The sequence below is a fragment of the Stenotrophomonas sp. YJH_SMC_135 genome (genome assembly GCF_059372355.1).
In genome coordinates this window covers 44,886-58,923 of sequence record NZ_JCAFVN010000010.1, presented here as the reverse complement: position 1 = coordinate 58,923, position 14,038 = coordinate 44,886, and the positions used below count along the sequence as shown (strand labels likewise).

Here is a 14,038-nt window from a genome sequence, read left to right as displayed (position 1 = left end):
GGTCAGGCGGACGCATCGCGCATGCCTGCCGCGATCCGGTTGATATCCGCGCACTCGATCGTGGCCGGCGGGTTTTCTCTTCCGGCCAGGGCGATCATGGCCATGCCCAGCGCCAGGTTGCTGGTCATCAGCGAGGGCGCGAGCGCACCGGCCAGTTTCATCAACGGTGCGCCGCCCCAGTACAGGGGTTTCAACAGGGCATGCCGGGTACCTGTCCCCGGCACCGGCCGGACCCCACCCGGACGCAGCATCACCGCGCGCAGCGGCAGCGCCTGCAACGCCCGCTCGGTCTCGCCCTTCACCCGCAGCGGCATCAGCCGGCTTTGCGGGTCCGCGCCTGCGCCGGAGACATACAGGAACGACCCCTGCGGATTCACCGCAGCCCAGGCGCGGGCCACTGCCAGTGTGGTCTCCAGGGTCACGCGCCGGTACTCGGCCTCGGCAGTGCCAACCGGTGGCGCACCGGCACAGTAGAAGCATGCGTCGTACCCGGCCAGTTCATCACGCTGCGCGTCGATGTGCAGGAAGTCCGGGACCACCCGTTCGCTGCCGGGTCCGCGCAGGCTGCCCGGGCGCCGCACCAGCGCGGTCAAGCCGGCAACCTGCGGCGAGCGCTGGCAGGCCAGGGCAACGCCCTGCCCCACCAGGCCTGCAGCGCCGGTCAGGAGAATCCGCAATGTCCGTGCCTGAGCCATGGCCAGGGCCGCGCTAGAGTTTCACGAACCGCTGGATCTTGCGCGCCAGCCACCCGCTGAACACCAGCGGTGCATCCAGCGCCGACACGCAGATGCACGGCACCCCCGGCGCGGTCACCGGCTGATGCTCCACGTCTTCATCCAGGTCCGCCACGTCGCCGGGTGCGAACAGCCCCAGCGCATCGTTGTAGGAACCGCGCAGGATCTGGGTCAGCTCGCTGCGGCCATGGCTGTGCATGGGCAGGCATTTGCCCGGGGCGATCTTCAGCATGATCAGCGAAGGCATCTGCTCGGCACGGATGCAGTGCACGCCGGGTGCCATCCAGCGCCAACGCAATCCACTGAGCGATGCCCCGAAGTAGGGGTGCAGCGAGGCAGGCAGATGGTCCGGGTCGGCCTCGGGCCGCTCCTTCGGCACGGGACGCGCGGCCTGGTCCATGGCAATCGGCATTTCCGCAGCCAGCTGCATCAGCATGGCCTCGCGCAGCTGTTCGCGGCGTGGATCAGGCGCGGGCGGCTGGGTCTGCTCGAGCAGCACCGAGCCGATTGCCTCGGCCTCGCGCAGGCGCTGGCGGCAGTGCGGGCACTGCTCCAGGTGCGTACCAGCGACCACGCTCAGTGGCGTGGGCAGCGCGCCTGCGGCATAGCTCATCAACGTCGATTCGTGCAGGTGGTGGCGCGGGTTCACAGCGCACCTCCCACTTTGGCCTGCAGCTGCAGGAACGCGCGCCGCAGATGCGACTTGACCGTGCCCAAGGGCATGCCGATCGCCTCGGCGATCTCGCTGTGGCTCTTGGCCTCGAAATAGGACATGCGCACCAAGCGCGCCTGCACGGCGGGCAGTTCGTTGATGCGCTGGCGCAGCCGGGCCTGGTCGGCAAACTGTTCGGCGCTGCTGCGTTCGATCACATCCAGGGTTGCTGCGTCCTCGACGGCTGCCTGCACCTGCATCCAGCTGCGCTCGCGGCGGATGCGGTCAATGTGCAGGTTACGGGCGATGCGATACAGCCATGTGCTCAGCGCACCCTGCGCGGGATCGAAGTCGGCCGCGCGCAGCCATAGCCGCAGCAGGCTCTCCTGCGCCAGTTCCTCGGCCACCGCGTCAGGCACGCCCAGGCCCCGCAGGTATACGCACAGCCGCGGCATGAAGTAATCATAGATCCGCATGAAACAGTCGCGGTCACGAAGCCGTGCCACGCCGTCCATGTCACCGGCCCAGTTCGTCGGCTCGCTGCTCGGCTGCTGGGAACTGGACACGATGCGTGCGGTATCGAAGTTGAGGGGGTTGCTGGCGGCGTCAGGGTACATCGGCGTTCGCGGCGGGCGGGTGAAGGTCTGTCCTCTGTACGCGCAGGGGCCGTGATTGGATGCAGCCGCTGCAGACGCATCCAACCGCCCATCCCCGCCGTATGACCTCAGCCCTCCTTTCCCGGATGAACGCGATGCGTACCGCCTGGCTGCTGCTGTGCCTGCCCCATGCCGCGCTGGCCGCGCCCTGGCTGCGAAGCGAGGGGGTAGCAACGTCGTCGCGCGGCGACCTGCTCTACCGCGAGGTGCACTGGCGACGCGATGCGGCCGAGGGTGCCGAGCGCTGGGTGCTGTACCAATGCGCGGACGGGCGGCCTTTCGCCCGCAAGCACCTGCCGGCCAGCGCGGACCCACAGGCGCGCGGCTATACCCTGGAGGACCGGCGCAGCGGCCAGAAGGCCGACGTCGAGGCCGCCAGCGGCAGGGTCTCGATCGCGTGGAAGGAGGATGCCGGCAGCCCACCGGTGCAGCGCGAGCTCGACCTGCCGACCGGCGCGGTCATCGACGCAGGGTTCGACGCGGCGGTGCGCCTGCATTGGCAGGCGCTCATGCGCGGCGAGCGTGTGACCCTGCCCTTCCTGGTCCCAGCGCGGCAGCGCTACTTCCCGGTGCAGGTAAGGCGCATCGGCCCGCAGCGCTGGCAGGGGACCGATGCGCAGTCGATCGAGGTCAGCCTGGACACCTGGTACGGCGGCATCGCGCCACGCCTTGCGCTGGTATATGCCAGCGCTGACCAGCGCCTGCTGGAGTTCCGTGGCACCAGCAACCTGCGCGATCAACGCGGTGCCTATCCACAGGTGACGGTGCGCTTCATCGCCGCAGCGGCTGGTCGCCCCGCCAGCGAATGGCAGCAGGCCTGGGCGCAGCCGCTGACAGATCGCTGCACCGTTACGGCCAGGTGAAATCCAAATTTCCTGCCGCGCTCCGCATCCAGTGGGCCTTCTGCCGCGTAGAGGTAGACACGAAACCCGCCGAGATCCGCCATGGCCTCTGTAGCGCCCCTCCCCCGTCGACGCTGGCGCCTGCTGCGCACGCTGCAGCGCTGGTTCGATACCGGCAACGCCGCAGAGGCCACCGGCGAGCGGCCGGGGCGGATCGACTGGGTGCGCGCCGTGCCCTTCGCGCTGATGCACCTGGCCTGCATCGCAGTGATCTGGGTGGGCATCTCGTGGACAGCGGTGATCGTGGCTGCAGCACTCTATGCGGTGCGCATGTTCGCCATCACGGCGTTCTACCACCGCTACTTCTCGCATCGCACCTTCCAGGCATCGCGGCCGGTGCAGTTCGTGTTCGCGGTGATAGGCGCCTCCAGCGTACAGCGCGGGCCGCTGTGGTGGGCCGCCCACCATCGCCACCACCACCGTCACGCCGACCAGCCGCTGGACCCGCACTCCCCCCGTGAGGGCGGCTTCTGGCGCAGCCACATGGGCTGGTTCCTGACCCGCGAGGCCTTTGCCACCGACCTGTCGCGGGTGCCCGACCTGGCGCGCTACCCGGAGCTGCGCTGGCTGGACCGCTTCGATACGGCTGTGCCGGTACTGCTGGCCGCAGCGCTGTATGCACTGGGCGCCGGGTTGGAGCGCTGGGCGCCAGGCTTGCATACCTCCGGCTCGCAATTGCTGGTGTGGGGCTTCTTCATCTCCACCATCGTGCTGTTCCACGCCACGGTCACCATCAATTCGCTGGCCCATCGCTTCGGTCGCCGCCGCTTCGAGACCCGCGATGACAGCCGCAACAATCTCTGGCTGGCGCTGCTCACCTTCGGCGAAGGCTGGCACAACAACCACCACTTCTTCCCGGGCACCGTCCGCCAGGGCTTCCGCTGGTGGGAAGTGGACCTGACCTGGTATGGACTGCGCGCGATGGCGGCGCTTGGGCTGGTCAAAGGGCTCAAGCCGATTCCCGGGTGGGTGCTGGCCAAGGCGAGGTACTGACATGCGCATCGCGATCATCGGTTCGGGCATTGCCGGACTGGCCAGCGCCTGGTGGCTGGACGGCGAACACGACGTCACGCTGTTCGAGGCCAACGACTATCTGGGCGGCCATACCCACACCCACGACGTGCGGGTGGATGGCGTCCGCATGGCGGTGGACACCGGCTTCATCGTGTTCAATCCCCAGCACTACCCGCTGCTGACCGCACTGTTCGACGAGCTGGGCGTAGCCTCGCAGCCGACCACGATGAGCTTCTCGATGCACAGCGAGCGCAGCGGCGTGGAGTACAACGCCACCTCGCTGGATGGCCTGTTCTGCCAGCGCCGCAACCTGGTGTCGCCGCGGTTCTGGGGCATGCTGGCCGACCTGCGCCGGTTCTACCGCGATGCCCCCCTGTTGCTGGCAGAAGACGAGGGCCCAACGTTGGGGCAGTACCTGCGCAGCCAGCGCTACGGCGATGCCTTCATCGACGAGCACCTGCTGCCGATGGCCTCCGCGCTGTGGTCGTCCCCGACGGCGACGGTGATGGACTTCCCGGCGCGCTATCTGGCCCAGTTCATGGCCAACCACCAGATGCTGCAGATGACCGGGCGTGCACCGTGGCGGGTGGTGAGCGGTGGATCGGCCCGCTATGTCGATGCCCTGCGCGCCCGCTGGCGGGTGCATGAGCGGCTGGAGTGCCCGGTACAGTCGGTCGAGCGCATGCCGTGGGGCGCTCGCGTGCACAGCGCGGCCGGCGTGGAAGGCTTCGATGAGGTCATCCTGGCCTGCCACAGCGACCAGGCCCTGGCGCTGCTGCGTGACGCCGACCCCATCGAACGCGACGTGCTCGGCGCCATCCGCTACCAGGCCAACGAAGCGGTGCTGCACACCGACGCGTCATTGCTGCCGCGCAACCGCAAGGCGTGGGCGGCATGGAATGCCCATGTGCCCCGCGACCCTGCCGCGCCCTGCACGGTCAGCTACTGCATGAACCAGCTGCAGGGCCTGCCCGGCAGCACGCCCCTGGTGGTCACGCTCAACCGCAGCGAGGCAATCGACCCGGGCAAGGTGCTGCGCACCCTGCATTATGCGCACCCGGTGCACGACCATGCCGCAGTGCGCGCGCAACAGCGCTGGGCCGAGCTGCAGGGCCGCCGCCACACCTGGTTCGCAGGCGCCTATTGGGGCTGGGGCTTCCATGAGGACGGCATCCGCAGCGCCCGTCGCGTGGTCGATGCACTGCGCACCTGTGAACCGCACCACGTCATGGCGGCTCCCGGCGAGGTGGCCGCATGAGCGCCAGTGCGCTCTACTTCGGGCAGGTGGCGCACCGCAGGCACCTGCCACACCCGCATGCGTTCCGCTATCCGATCGCACAGCTGCTGCTCGACCTGGATGAACTCGACAGCGTGTTCGCCGGGCGCTGGCTGTGGTCGATCAATCGCCGCAATCTGGCCGAGTTCCGTCGCAGCGATTACTTCGGCGATCCCGCGCGGCCCTTGGCCGATGCAGTGCGCGACCACGCTGCATCAACCCTGGGCTACCGGCCCACCGGCCCGGTCCGCCTGCTCACCCATCTGCGCTTCGCCGGTCACGTGTTCAACCCGGTCAGCTTCTACTACTGCTACCGGGCCGATGGCAGCACGCTGGACTGCATCGTCGCCGAGATCACCAACACACCCTGGAAGGAACGTCACGCCTACGTGCTGCCGGTCGCAACGGCCACGCAGGAAGGCACCTCGCTGCGCTGGCGGTTCGACAAATGCTTCCATGTCTCGCCCTTCATGCCGATGGATTGTCATTACGACTGGCGGTTCAACTGCCCTGATGAGGACCTGCGCGTGCACATGCAGGTCTGGCGCGACGGCGCGCGCCAGTTTGATGCCACCCAGGTCATGCAACGACACCCCCTGGATGGCCGCGGGCTGGCCCGCGTCCTGGCCTGCTATCCACTGATGACCACCCAGGTGGTGGCCGCCATCCACTGGCATGCGTTGCGGCTGTGGCTGAAACGCAATCCCGTACACGACCACCCTACCCTTGCCGAGAAACCGCGATGAATTCGATGATTCCTTCGGTCGCGCTGCCGCGCCCCGGCGCATTGGATGCCTTCCTGCGCCGCCGCCTGCTGGCCCAGCTCGCCCCGATGCGCGACGGCCGCCTGTGCGTGCGCGACGCGCTGGGCGAAGTCTGGTTGGGCGATGCCCGCGGTGAGCTGCATGTCACCGTCACCATCGAGGACCCGGCGTTCTATCGCAAGGTGGCGGCCCAGGGCAGCGTTGGCGCCGGCGAAAGCTACATCCATGGCGAATGGCGCTGTGACGACCTGGTCGCCCTGATACGGCTGCTGGTGCGCAACCGCGATCTGCTCGACAGCATGGAACACGGCCCGGCGCGCGTGGGAGGCTGGCTGCTGCGCGGCTGGAACCGCCTGCGCCGCAACAGCCGCGAAGGCAGCCGCCGCAACATCGCCGCGCACTATGACCTCGGCAACGACTTCTTCGCCCTGTTCCTGTCACCGGACCTGATGTATTCCTCGGCCCTGTTCGCCGAAGAAGGCGAGTCGCTGGAGTCCGCCTCGCGGCGCAAGCTGGACCGCATCTGCCAGCAGCTGCAGCTCAAGCCGGGCGACCGCGTGGTGGAGATCGGTACCGGCTGGGGTGGTTTTGCGCTGCACGCGGCGCAGCACTACGGCTGCCACGTCACCACAACCACGATCTCCGCCGAGCAGCATGCACTGGCCAGAGAGCGCGTCCGCGTCGCCGGGCTGCAGGACAAGGTCACGCTGTTGATGCAGGACTACCGCGACCTGCAGGGCCAGTTCGACAAGCTGGTATCGATCGAGATGATCGAAGCCATCGGCGCCGAATACCTGGACACCTACATGGCAACGCTGCAGCGCCTGCTCAAGCCCGATGGTGTCGCCCTGCTGCAGGCCATCACCATCGAAGATCACCGCTACGAGCAGGCACGGCGCAGCGTCGACTACATCAAGCGCTATGTGTTTCCGGGCAGCTTCATTCCGTCGATCAACGCGATCATGGCGGCCAAGACCCGATCCAGTGACCTGCAGCTGGTCGCCCAGCAGGATTTCGGTCACTCCTACGCACTGACCCTGCGCGCCTGGCGCCAACGCTTCCTTGCCCAGCTGCCCGCTGTGCAGGCACAGGGCTTTGATACGCGCTTCTGCCGGATGTGGGAGTTCTACCTGGCCTATTGCGAGGGCGGCTTCCTGGAGCGTTCGATCGGCGTTTCGCATCTGCTGCTGGCGCGCCCCGGGCATCGTCCCGCTGGCGCATCGGGTCAAGGCGGCTGAGGTGCGCCGGTTCTGGGCCAATCTGCTTGGCAACCAGCTGGTCTGGCTGTGCGCCGTGGCCGGCGCCGGGCGCGGCTGGCAATTGCCGGCGCTGCTGGCAGCGTCGCTCTACATCGGCAGCCAGCTGCTGACCTCGCCGCAACCTCGGCTGGATCTTCGGCTGATGCTGTTGGCGCTGGCCTGCGCGTGGCTGGTCGACGCCAGTGCCGCCGCCAGCGGCACCGTGCGCTACGCCGCGGCCCCGCTGGGCTGGACGCCGCCCCTTTGGATCATGGCGTTGTGGGCCGCGTTTGCGATGACGCTGACCACTTCGATGCGCTTCCTGCTGCGCCACCCTGCCCTGCCAGCCGCGTTCGGCCTGCTGCTGGCCCCGCTGGCCTATCTCTCCGCAGCGCGCGGTTTCGATGCGGTTCGATTCACTGCGCCGCTCTGGCAGGGCCTGCTGGTGCTGGGGGTGGGCTGGAGCATCGCGCTTTCGCTGCTGTGCATGGCCGCTCGTCGCGGCTCCCGCACCATCCCGCCGCCCTTGGCCGGAGCGCCGTCATGATCAATCTGGTGTGGGTACTGCTGTATGCCGTGCTTGTGATGAGCTGGGGCTGGGCCTGGCAGCGGCGCCACCGCAACATCGGCGTGGTCGATGTGCTCTGGGCCAAGGGCGTGGGTGCTTCGGCCCTGCTGCTGGCGTGGCTCGGCGATGGTGCGGCGGCGCCACGCATTGCACTGGGCGTGCTCGGTGGCCTGTGGGGCAGCCGACTGGCACTGCACCTGTGGCATCGGGTCCGCCACGAACAGGAAGACGGTCGCTACCGTTATCTGCGCGATTACTGGCAAGGGCATCAAGCCAAGATCTTCGGCTTCTTCATGGCCCAGGCACTGCTGGTCGTGCTGTTCGCCCTGCCCTTCGTCGCGGTGGCTGCCAATCCACAGACCAGCATGACGTTGTGGGTCGTGGCCGCCGCACTCGTCTGGCTGCTGAGCGTCGGCGGCGAGAGCCTGGCCGACCATCAGCTGGCCCGGTTCCGCGCGGATCCTGCAAACCAGGGTCGCACCTGCCGCGCCGGGCTCTGGCGTTACTCCCGCCACCCCAACTACTTCTTCGAGTGGCTGCACTGGTTCAGCTATGCCCTGCTCGCGGTCGGCTCGCCGCTGTGGTGGCTGGCGTGGTCCGGCCCGCTGCTGATGTATGTGTTCCTGCGCTACCTGAGCGGCATTCCGTTCACCGAAAAGCAGGCGCTGCGCAGCCGCGGCGACGATTACCGCGCCTACCAGCGCAGCACGCCGATGTTCTTCCCCTGGTTCCCTCGTCCTTCCAAGGAGCATTCCGCATGAGCGCGATTCCGTCACTGACCCCGGCCGACGACGCGGAAACCGGGCTGATCGCCTGGGCCGAACGCGGCCTGGTTCCCGATGCCGCGCTGCGCGCCGGCATCCGTCGCTTGTGCGCGCAACGCCTGCACGAGGAAATGCTGGGCGGTATCGAAGCACAGTCCGCACGCTTCGGCCGTCGCATCGCCGAGCTGGCCGACAGCCCGCTCGCGCTGCATACCGACGCGGCCAACCGCCAGCACTATGAGGTTCCGGCGGCCTTCTTCCAGGCCTGCCTGGGCAGGCGCCTGAAGTACAGCAGCTGCTACTACCCCACCGGGCGCGAAACGCTGGACCAGGCGGAGGACGCCATGCTGGAGCTGTACGGCCAGCGCGCCGGACTGGCCGATGGCCAGCAGATCCTCGAACTGGGCTGCGGCTGGGGTTCGCTGACCCTGTGGATGGCCGAGCACTATCCCACCGCCGCGATCACCGCCGTGTCCAATTCGCACAGCCAGCGCCAGCACATCATGGCGCAGTGCCAGGCCCGGGGGCTGCACAACGTCGAGGTGATCACCCGCGACGTCAACCAGCTCGAGCTGCCAACCGCACGCTTCGACCGCTGCGTCTCGGTGGAAATGTTCGAGCATGTGCGCAACTACGAGCGCCTGCTGGCGCGCATCAGCCAGTGGCTGAAGCCCGACGGCGCGCTGTTCGTGCACATCTTCGCCCACCGCACGCTGATGTACCCGTTCGAGACCGAGGGCGGCGACAACTGGATGGGCCGCCATTTCTTCACTGGTGGCCTGATGCCGGCGGCCGACACGCTGCTGCATTTCCAGCGCGACCTGCGGCTTGACCAGCGCTGGTTGCTGGACGGCACCCACTACCAGCGCACCGCCGACCACTGGCTGGCCAACCAGGATGCAGCACGCGAGGCGGTGATGCCGGTGCTGGTCGCGACCTACGGCCAGGCCGCCGCGAAGATCTGGTGGCAGCGCTGGCGCATGTTCTGGATGGCATGCGCCGAGCTGTTCGGCTACGACGACGGCCAGCAGTGGCTGGTCGCCCACTATCTGTTCCGCCCCCGTTGAGGTGTGACATGCGCATGCGCTCGCTGCTTCCCCTGCTGGCATTGAGCCTGTTTGGTTCCGGCTGCAGTTCCACCGATACCCGTCCCCTGCCCCGCCCGCCCTCAGTGGACGTGCCACGCTTCATGGGCGACTGGTATGTGATCGCCCACATCCCCTCATGGCCGGAGCGCGAAGCTTTCGACGCGGTGGAGAGCTACGCATTGAAGCCCGACGGGCGCATCCAGACCACGTTCACCTATCGCAAGGGCAGCTTCGACGCCCCCCAGAAGTCGATGCACCCTGTTGGACGGGTCGAGAAGGACGGCAACGGCGCCCTCTGGGGCATGCAGTTCATCTGGCCGATCCAGGCCGAGTATGTGATTGCCTGGCTGCGCGATGACTACGGCCAGACCATCGTCGCGCGCAGCAAGCGCGACTACGTGTGGTACATGGCACGCACGCCACAGGTGTCCGAGAGCGACTACCAGCAGGCCGTGCAGCGCATCGCGGCCATGGGTTACGACACCGCAAGGCTGAGGCGCGTGCCGCAGTCGGTGCGCTGAGCCATCGGTCATCCCCACGCAGCACCTGCTGACGGCAGGGCGTGTCGACATCTGCTTGCGCCGGATGTCGCATTCATCACCGCTGCGGCATTGTTCATCCGGCACGCGCGCAGCCGCTGCCGGACCCGTGCGTACAGCGACGCCGCCCCTGCCCTGCCTGCAGTAGCTGGCGCCGGGGCCGCGAACACTCAAGACTCGACCGCGGCGGCCGCTAATGGCCAATGCAGGGCTGTGCGCGCCGGCCACAATGGCCGACGAAGGGTGCATTCCGGTCGTGGCCGATTTCACAATGGAAGGAACAGGCAGTTGAAGGAAGAACGACGCAACACGTTGCAGGCCAGTCATCGCGCGATCCTCAGCTTCTGGCACAGGGTTGAGTTCTTCATACCCTACGATCTGCAGGGCCAGGTCCTTGAGTCGAAGGACGCGGACTGGAGCGTACGGCAGCTGTCCAGGGATCAGCTCGAGCGATTGGACCCAAAGGATCTGTGGTCCCCACCCCTGCCATTCGGTCGCAGGCTGAGCGGATTCGATGTCTACCTCGGCATATTCGACAAAGCCCAGCTGGCCGATATCACCCAGCGGGTACTGGCTGAGACGCCAAGCGGAGACGAGTCGCTGGAACAGGATGAACGGGCCGAACTGGAAGGCCTGACCTGCGCGGCCAGCCTGCGGGCAAGCGCCGAGGGCGTGCTGCAGTTGGGTGAAATCTCGGTATCGACCGTTCCGTGGGCACTGGGCACGATCTCCAGGCGTGGCTTGCAGGGCCTGGACTTCGACGCCTTCCAGGCAAGCCTTGAAGCACTCAAGCGCGACGTAGCAACGTTCCGCAGCGCCGCTGCCACCCCCGCCGGAGAGGGTGAGGGCCCAACGCCCTGCAGCCCCGACGACCTGTTGCGCCTGCTCGACATCCTGTGCAACTGGTCGGGTCATGACTCTTCCGCGGGCGACGCGTCCGCTCCGCTGCTGGTCATCCGGGCGAAAAGCGTTGAAGACAAGCCGAAGCCGGAACGGGCAGCAAAAGCCACACCCCCAGGGCCGGACAACGAGCCAACGGCGGAAGCGGACGACGCCGAGGACGACGAGGCCCAGCCCGAAGAGGACGCGGAGATCAGCATCCTCAACAGTTTCTTCGTCGAGGATATCGCGCGGGCCATCGGCGCACTCGACCAGGGCAAGGCCAGTGCGCCGCTACGTACCTACCTGAGCCCATTGCCTGAAAGCCGACGCGAAGACCTTTACACCCCAGAAGGCCATGCGCTGATTGCCGACCGGCTGCGCCCGCGCCACATCAATCGGGGCCACTGGCCCGGCGATCCTGCACACACGATGAGCCTGATGCAGCAGTTCGCTGTGAACAGCATCTTCGAGCAGGTGCGCGATTCAGGCATCTTCTCGGTCAATGGCCCGCCCGGAACAGGGAAGACCACGCTGTTGCGTGAGGTCTTCGCTGAGAACATCGTGCGGCGTGCACGTGCATTGTCACAGTACGCGACGCCAGCCGCTGCGCTCGGCCCAGCCCGCGAAGTGAACTTCGAAGGTGAGAAGCCGTGCAGGGTCTCGCCACTGAAGGCCGACCTGGCCGGCTTCGAGATGGTGGTCGCATCGTCGAACAATGCCGCCGTGGAGAATATTTCGCGTGACCTGCCGAAGCGCCGGTCACTGGGCAAGCCCGGAGGGTCGCGCTGGCGCAACAGCACAGGGGATGTGACCTTCGACTACCTGCGGCCACTGGCCCGCAACCTGCTCGAATGGAACGGCAGGGGCGCCTATGAACGACCGGCGGCAGACAGCGATGCCTGGGGGTTGATCAGCTGCGCGCTGGGCAGGAAGGCCAACCGCGAGGCACTTGTGCGGGCCATCAGCAGGAGCGCCCCAAAAGATGGCAAAACCCCCGCACCGAAGGGCTACGACCGCGCCCGCCACCAGTCGCTCTGGGAGTGGCGGGACAACCCAGCAGCCATGAGCTTCCAGCAGGCCAGGCAGGCGTTCGGCAAGGCCGATGCGATCGTCAATGGCCTGGTCGAAAAGCTTGATCGGCTCGCCTCGCTCAGCCGTGAGATCAGCGGCAACGATGAGGAGAGCTTCTGCCGGCAAACGACTTCTCAGCTTCGCGATGCACAGCGCGCGCATGAGGAAGCTGCACAGCAGTGCCGTGCACTCGAGGGCCAGCGCAGCAGATCCGATGAACAGCTCGCCCTGCTCAAGGCGCAACGCATCCTGCTCAGGGAAGAGAAGCCTGGCTGGTGGGCCCGCATCTTCGACCGGCAGCGCGCGCACAGCCATGCGGCCGCAATGGTGCAGAACGCAGATCATCAGCACCGATGGACCCAGCGCGGGCTCGAACTCGGGACGCAATGTGATACGGCGCAACAGCACCTGGGCCGAACCGCGAGCACCCAGGCCGAGGCATCGGCCGCCGCGCAGGCACGGGCGCAGCAATGGGCTGGAATGACGCAACAGCTCGAACAACTGAAAGCCGAATTCGGCACCGCGTCCCATCCCGCCGACGCGGCCGAACTGGAAGATCAGGACTGGCAGATCAAGGGAGTCTGGAACAGCGAGCAGCTCAACGAGCAGCGCGCCAATCTCTTCGTGGCGGCACTGCAGCTTCACCAGGCCTGGCTGCACGAAGTGGTGCAGAAGGGCGGCGGCTTCGCCCAGAACGTCATTGCACTGTGCCACCTGCTGAGTGGCAAGCGGCTGCAGGAGCCACGCGATGCGCTGGCCATCTGGCAGAGCCTGTTCATGATCGTGCCGGTTGTCTCCAGCACGTTCGCCTCGGTCGCACGCCAGTTCCGACATCTGGGGCCGGACTCGATCGGCTGGCTGTTCATCGATGAAGCTGGCCAGGCCGTGCCGCAGGCGGCAGTCGGTGCACTGCTGCGCTCCAGGCGCGCGGTCGTGGTGGGTGATCCGCTGCAGATCGAGCCGGTGTTCACCGTGCCGGTCAAGCTGCTGCAGGCGCTGGGCCGAACCAGCGCACTGCCCGCAGGCGTGAACGTCTCGCCCGACAAGACCTCCGTACAGGTACTGGCCGACGAGGCCAACCCGCTCGGTGCCCGCATGGAGTCCGGCGGCTCGCCGCTCTGGATCGGCAGTCCGCTGCGCGTGCATCGTCGCTGCGTCGAACCGATGTTCTCCATTGCCAACACGATTGCCTACGAGGGGAAGATGATCTTCTCCAACCCCTGGGAACCCAGTGCGGCGCGGCCACCCGCCGACAGCCTGGACATCGGCAGCAGCGCCTGGGTACACGCCCCCGGCCGCACCAGCGACAAGCAGGTCGTGCCGTGCCAGATCGACCTGGTGCAGCAGGCGTTGGCCGCGCTCTACCACAGCACCGGAAGCCTTCCCCCGGTCTACATCATTTCGCCCTTCAAGCGCATCAAGAATGCCCTGCTCGAGCGACTGCGGAGCCAGGACGCCTGGCTTGGCCCGGATGCCCCACCCGGCACGCAGGCGCCACGCACCACCGAACTGCGCACGTGGTGCAGGGAGCGCGTCGGCACCGTGCACACCTTCCAGGGCAAGGAGGAAAGCATTGTCTGGATGGTCCTGGGCTGCGACACGGACACGGTGGGCGCGGCGCACTGGGCCTCCAGCAAGCCCAATCTGCTCAACGTCGCCGTCACCCGTGCCCAGCACCGCTGCTTCCTGATCGGAGACACCGCACTCTGGGGCGGCCTGCGCCACTTCTCAGACGCCCATGCCAAACAGTTGCCCCGCATCACCCCGGCGCAGTTCCTGGGTCGCATGTCGATCCCCCGCGTGCAGACTCGATAGCCCTGCCCTGACGGCGTCAACGACTCAGGTCAGGGGCGCAGGGTCACGCCAGCGTGACGCGTCACATTAATGGTT

General features: G+C 67.3%; 13 protein-coding genes. 10 read left to right on the top strand and 3 right to left on the bottom strand.

From position 1 onward, the window contains the following. Positions 1-2: 2 nt before the first annotated feature. Genes AC5P98_RS21045 through AC5P98_RS21035 form a run of 3 tightly spaced genes read right to left on the bottom strand, consistent with a single transcriptional unit; the run spans position 3 to position 2,003 of the window. Positions 3-695 (bottom strand): Rossmann-fold NAD(P)-binding domain-containing protein, encoded by a 693-nt coding sequence (locus tag AC5P98_RS21045; RefSeq protein ID WP_049405292.1) that lies wholly within the window; start codon positions 693-695, stop codon positions 3-5. Between the two features lie 13 nt (positions 696-708). Then, positions 709-1,383, bottom strand: coding sequence for a ChrR family anti-sigma-E factor (locus tag AC5P98_RS21040; RefSeq protein ID WP_049405290.1), 675 nt, complete (start codon positions 1,381-1,383; stop codon positions 709-711). Next, positions 1,380-2,003 (bottom strand): sigma-70 family RNA polymerase sigma factor, encoded by a 624-nt coding sequence (locus tag AC5P98_RS21035; RefSeq protein ID WP_014647131.1) that lies wholly within the window; start codon positions 2,001-2,003, stop codon positions 1,380-1,382. The genes AC5P98_RS21040 and AC5P98_RS21035 overlap by 4 nt, the downstream gene beginning before the upstream one ends. 134 nt (positions 2,004-2,137) lie before the next feature. Here AC5P98_RS21035 and AC5P98_RS21030 point away from each other — a divergent pair, with 134 nt between their 5' ends. The 10 genes from AC5P98_RS21030 (at position 2,138) to AC5P98_RS20985 (ending at position 13,963) form a co-directional block, all read left to right on the top strand. Continuing rightward, the gene (locus tag AC5P98_RS21030; RefSeq protein ID WP_414613832.1) at positions 2,138-2,905 is read left to right on the top strand and encodes a hypothetical protein; all 768 of its coding nucleotides are present in this window, start codon (positions 2,138-2,140) and stop codon (positions 2,903-2,905) included. Positions 2,906-2,986: 81 nt separating this feature from the next. Next, a complete protein-coding gene (locus AC5P98_RS21025; protein WP_049405286.1) occupies positions 2,987-3,937 on the top strand; it encodes an acyl-CoA desaturase in 951 nt (316 codons plus the stop codon). Position 3,938: 1 nt separating this feature from the next. After that, on the top strand, positions 3,939-5,216 hold the full coding sequence (locus AC5P98_RS21020; protein ID WP_049405285.1) for an NAD(P)/FAD-dependent oxidoreductase: 1,278 nt from the start codon (positions 3,939-3,941) through the stop codon (positions 5,214-5,216). Next, the gene (locus AC5P98_RS21015) at positions 5,213-5,980 is read left to right on the top strand and encodes a DUF1365 domain-containing protein (RefSeq protein WP_014647127.1); all 768 of its coding nucleotides are present in this window, start codon (positions 5,213-5,215) and stop codon (positions 5,978-5,980) included. The genes AC5P98_RS21020 and AC5P98_RS21015 overlap by 4 nt, the downstream gene beginning before the upstream one ends. Next, a complete protein-coding gene (locus AC5P98_RS21010) occupies positions 5,977-7,236 on the top strand; it encodes an SAM-dependent methyltransferase (protein WP_049405283.1) in 1,260 nt (419 codons plus the stop codon). The genes AC5P98_RS21015 and AC5P98_RS21010 overlap by 4 nt, the downstream gene beginning before the upstream one ends. Before the next feature lies 1 nt (position 7,237). Beyond that, a complete protein-coding gene (locus tag AC5P98_RS21005; RefSeq protein ID WP_049405281.1) occupies positions 7,238-7,783 on the top strand; it encodes a DUF2878 domain-containing protein in 546 nt (181 codons plus the stop codon). Beyond that, positions 7,780-8,565, top strand: coding sequence for a DUF1295 domain-containing protein (locus AC5P98_RS21000; RefSeq protein WP_049405280.1), 786 nt, complete (start codon positions 7,780-7,782; stop codon positions 8,563-8,565). Before AC5P98_RS21005 ends, AC5P98_RS21000 begins: the two co-directional genes overlap by 4 nt. Continuing rightward, a complete protein-coding gene (locus tag AC5P98_RS20995) occupies positions 8,562-9,635 on the top strand; it encodes an SAM-dependent methyltransferase (protein WP_049419141.1) in 1,074 nt (357 codons plus the stop codon). The genes AC5P98_RS21000 and AC5P98_RS20995 overlap by 4 nt, the downstream gene beginning before the upstream one ends. Before the next feature lie 8 nt (positions 9,636-9,643). Continuing rightward, on the top strand, positions 9,644-10,177 hold the full coding sequence (locus tag AC5P98_RS20990) for a lipocalin family protein (RefSeq protein ID WP_049405275.1): 534 nt from the start codon (positions 9,644-9,646) through the stop codon (positions 10,175-10,177). Positions 10,178-10,483: 306 nt separating this feature from the next. Then, positions 10,484-13,963 carry an AAA domain-containing protein gene (locus tag AC5P98_RS20985; RefSeq protein WP_099476085.1) on the top strand — a complete coding sequence of 1,160 codons (3,480 nt, stop codon included), beginning with the start codon at positions 10,484-10,486 and terminating at the stop codon, positions 13,961-13,963. Positions 13,964-14,038 lie beyond the last annotated feature (75 nt).

Excerpts from the sequence above, each read along its gene's own strand:
- AC5P98_RS21025 (WP_049405286.1), top strand. The coding sequence starts at position 2,987 with ATGGCCTCTGTAGCGCCCCTCCCCCGTCGACGCTGGCGCCTGCTGCGC.
- AC5P98_RS20995 (WP_049419141.1), top strand. The coding sequence starts at position 8,562 with ATGAGCGCGATTCCGTCACTGACCCCGGCCGACGACGCGGAAACCGGG.
- AC5P98_RS21035 (WP_014647131.1), bottom strand. The coding sequence starts at position 2,003 with ATGTACCCTGACGCCGCCAGCAACCCCCTCAACTTCGATACCGCACGC.
- AC5P98_RS21015 (WP_014647127.1), top strand. The coding sequence starts at position 5,213 with ATGAGCGCCAGTGCGCTCTACTTCGGGCAGGTGGCGCACCGCAGGCAC.
- AC5P98_RS21045 (WP_049405292.1), bottom strand. The coding sequence starts at position 695 with ATGGCTCAGGCACGGACATTGCGGATTCTCCTGACCGGCGCTGCAGGC.
- AC5P98_RS21010 (WP_049405283.1), top strand. The coding sequence starts at position 5,977 with ATGAATTCGATGATTCCTTCGGTCGCGCTGCCGCGCCCCGGCGCATTG.
- AC5P98_RS20990 (WP_049405275.1), top strand. The coding sequence starts at position 9,644 with ATGCGCATGCGCTCGCTGCTTCCCCTGCTGGCATTGAGCCTGTTTGGT.
- AC5P98_RS21000 (WP_049405280.1), top strand. The coding sequence starts at position 7,780 with ATGATCAATCTGGTGTGGGTACTGCTGTATGCCGTGCTTGTGATGAGC.
- AC5P98_RS21020 (WP_049405285.1), top strand. The coding sequence starts at position 3,939 with ATGCGCATCGCGATCATCGGTTCGGGCATTGCCGGACTGGCCAGCGCC.
- AC5P98_RS21030 (WP_414613832.1), top strand. The coding sequence starts at position 2,138 with ATGCGTACCGCCTGGCTGCTGCTGTGCCTGCCCCATGCCGCGCTGGCC.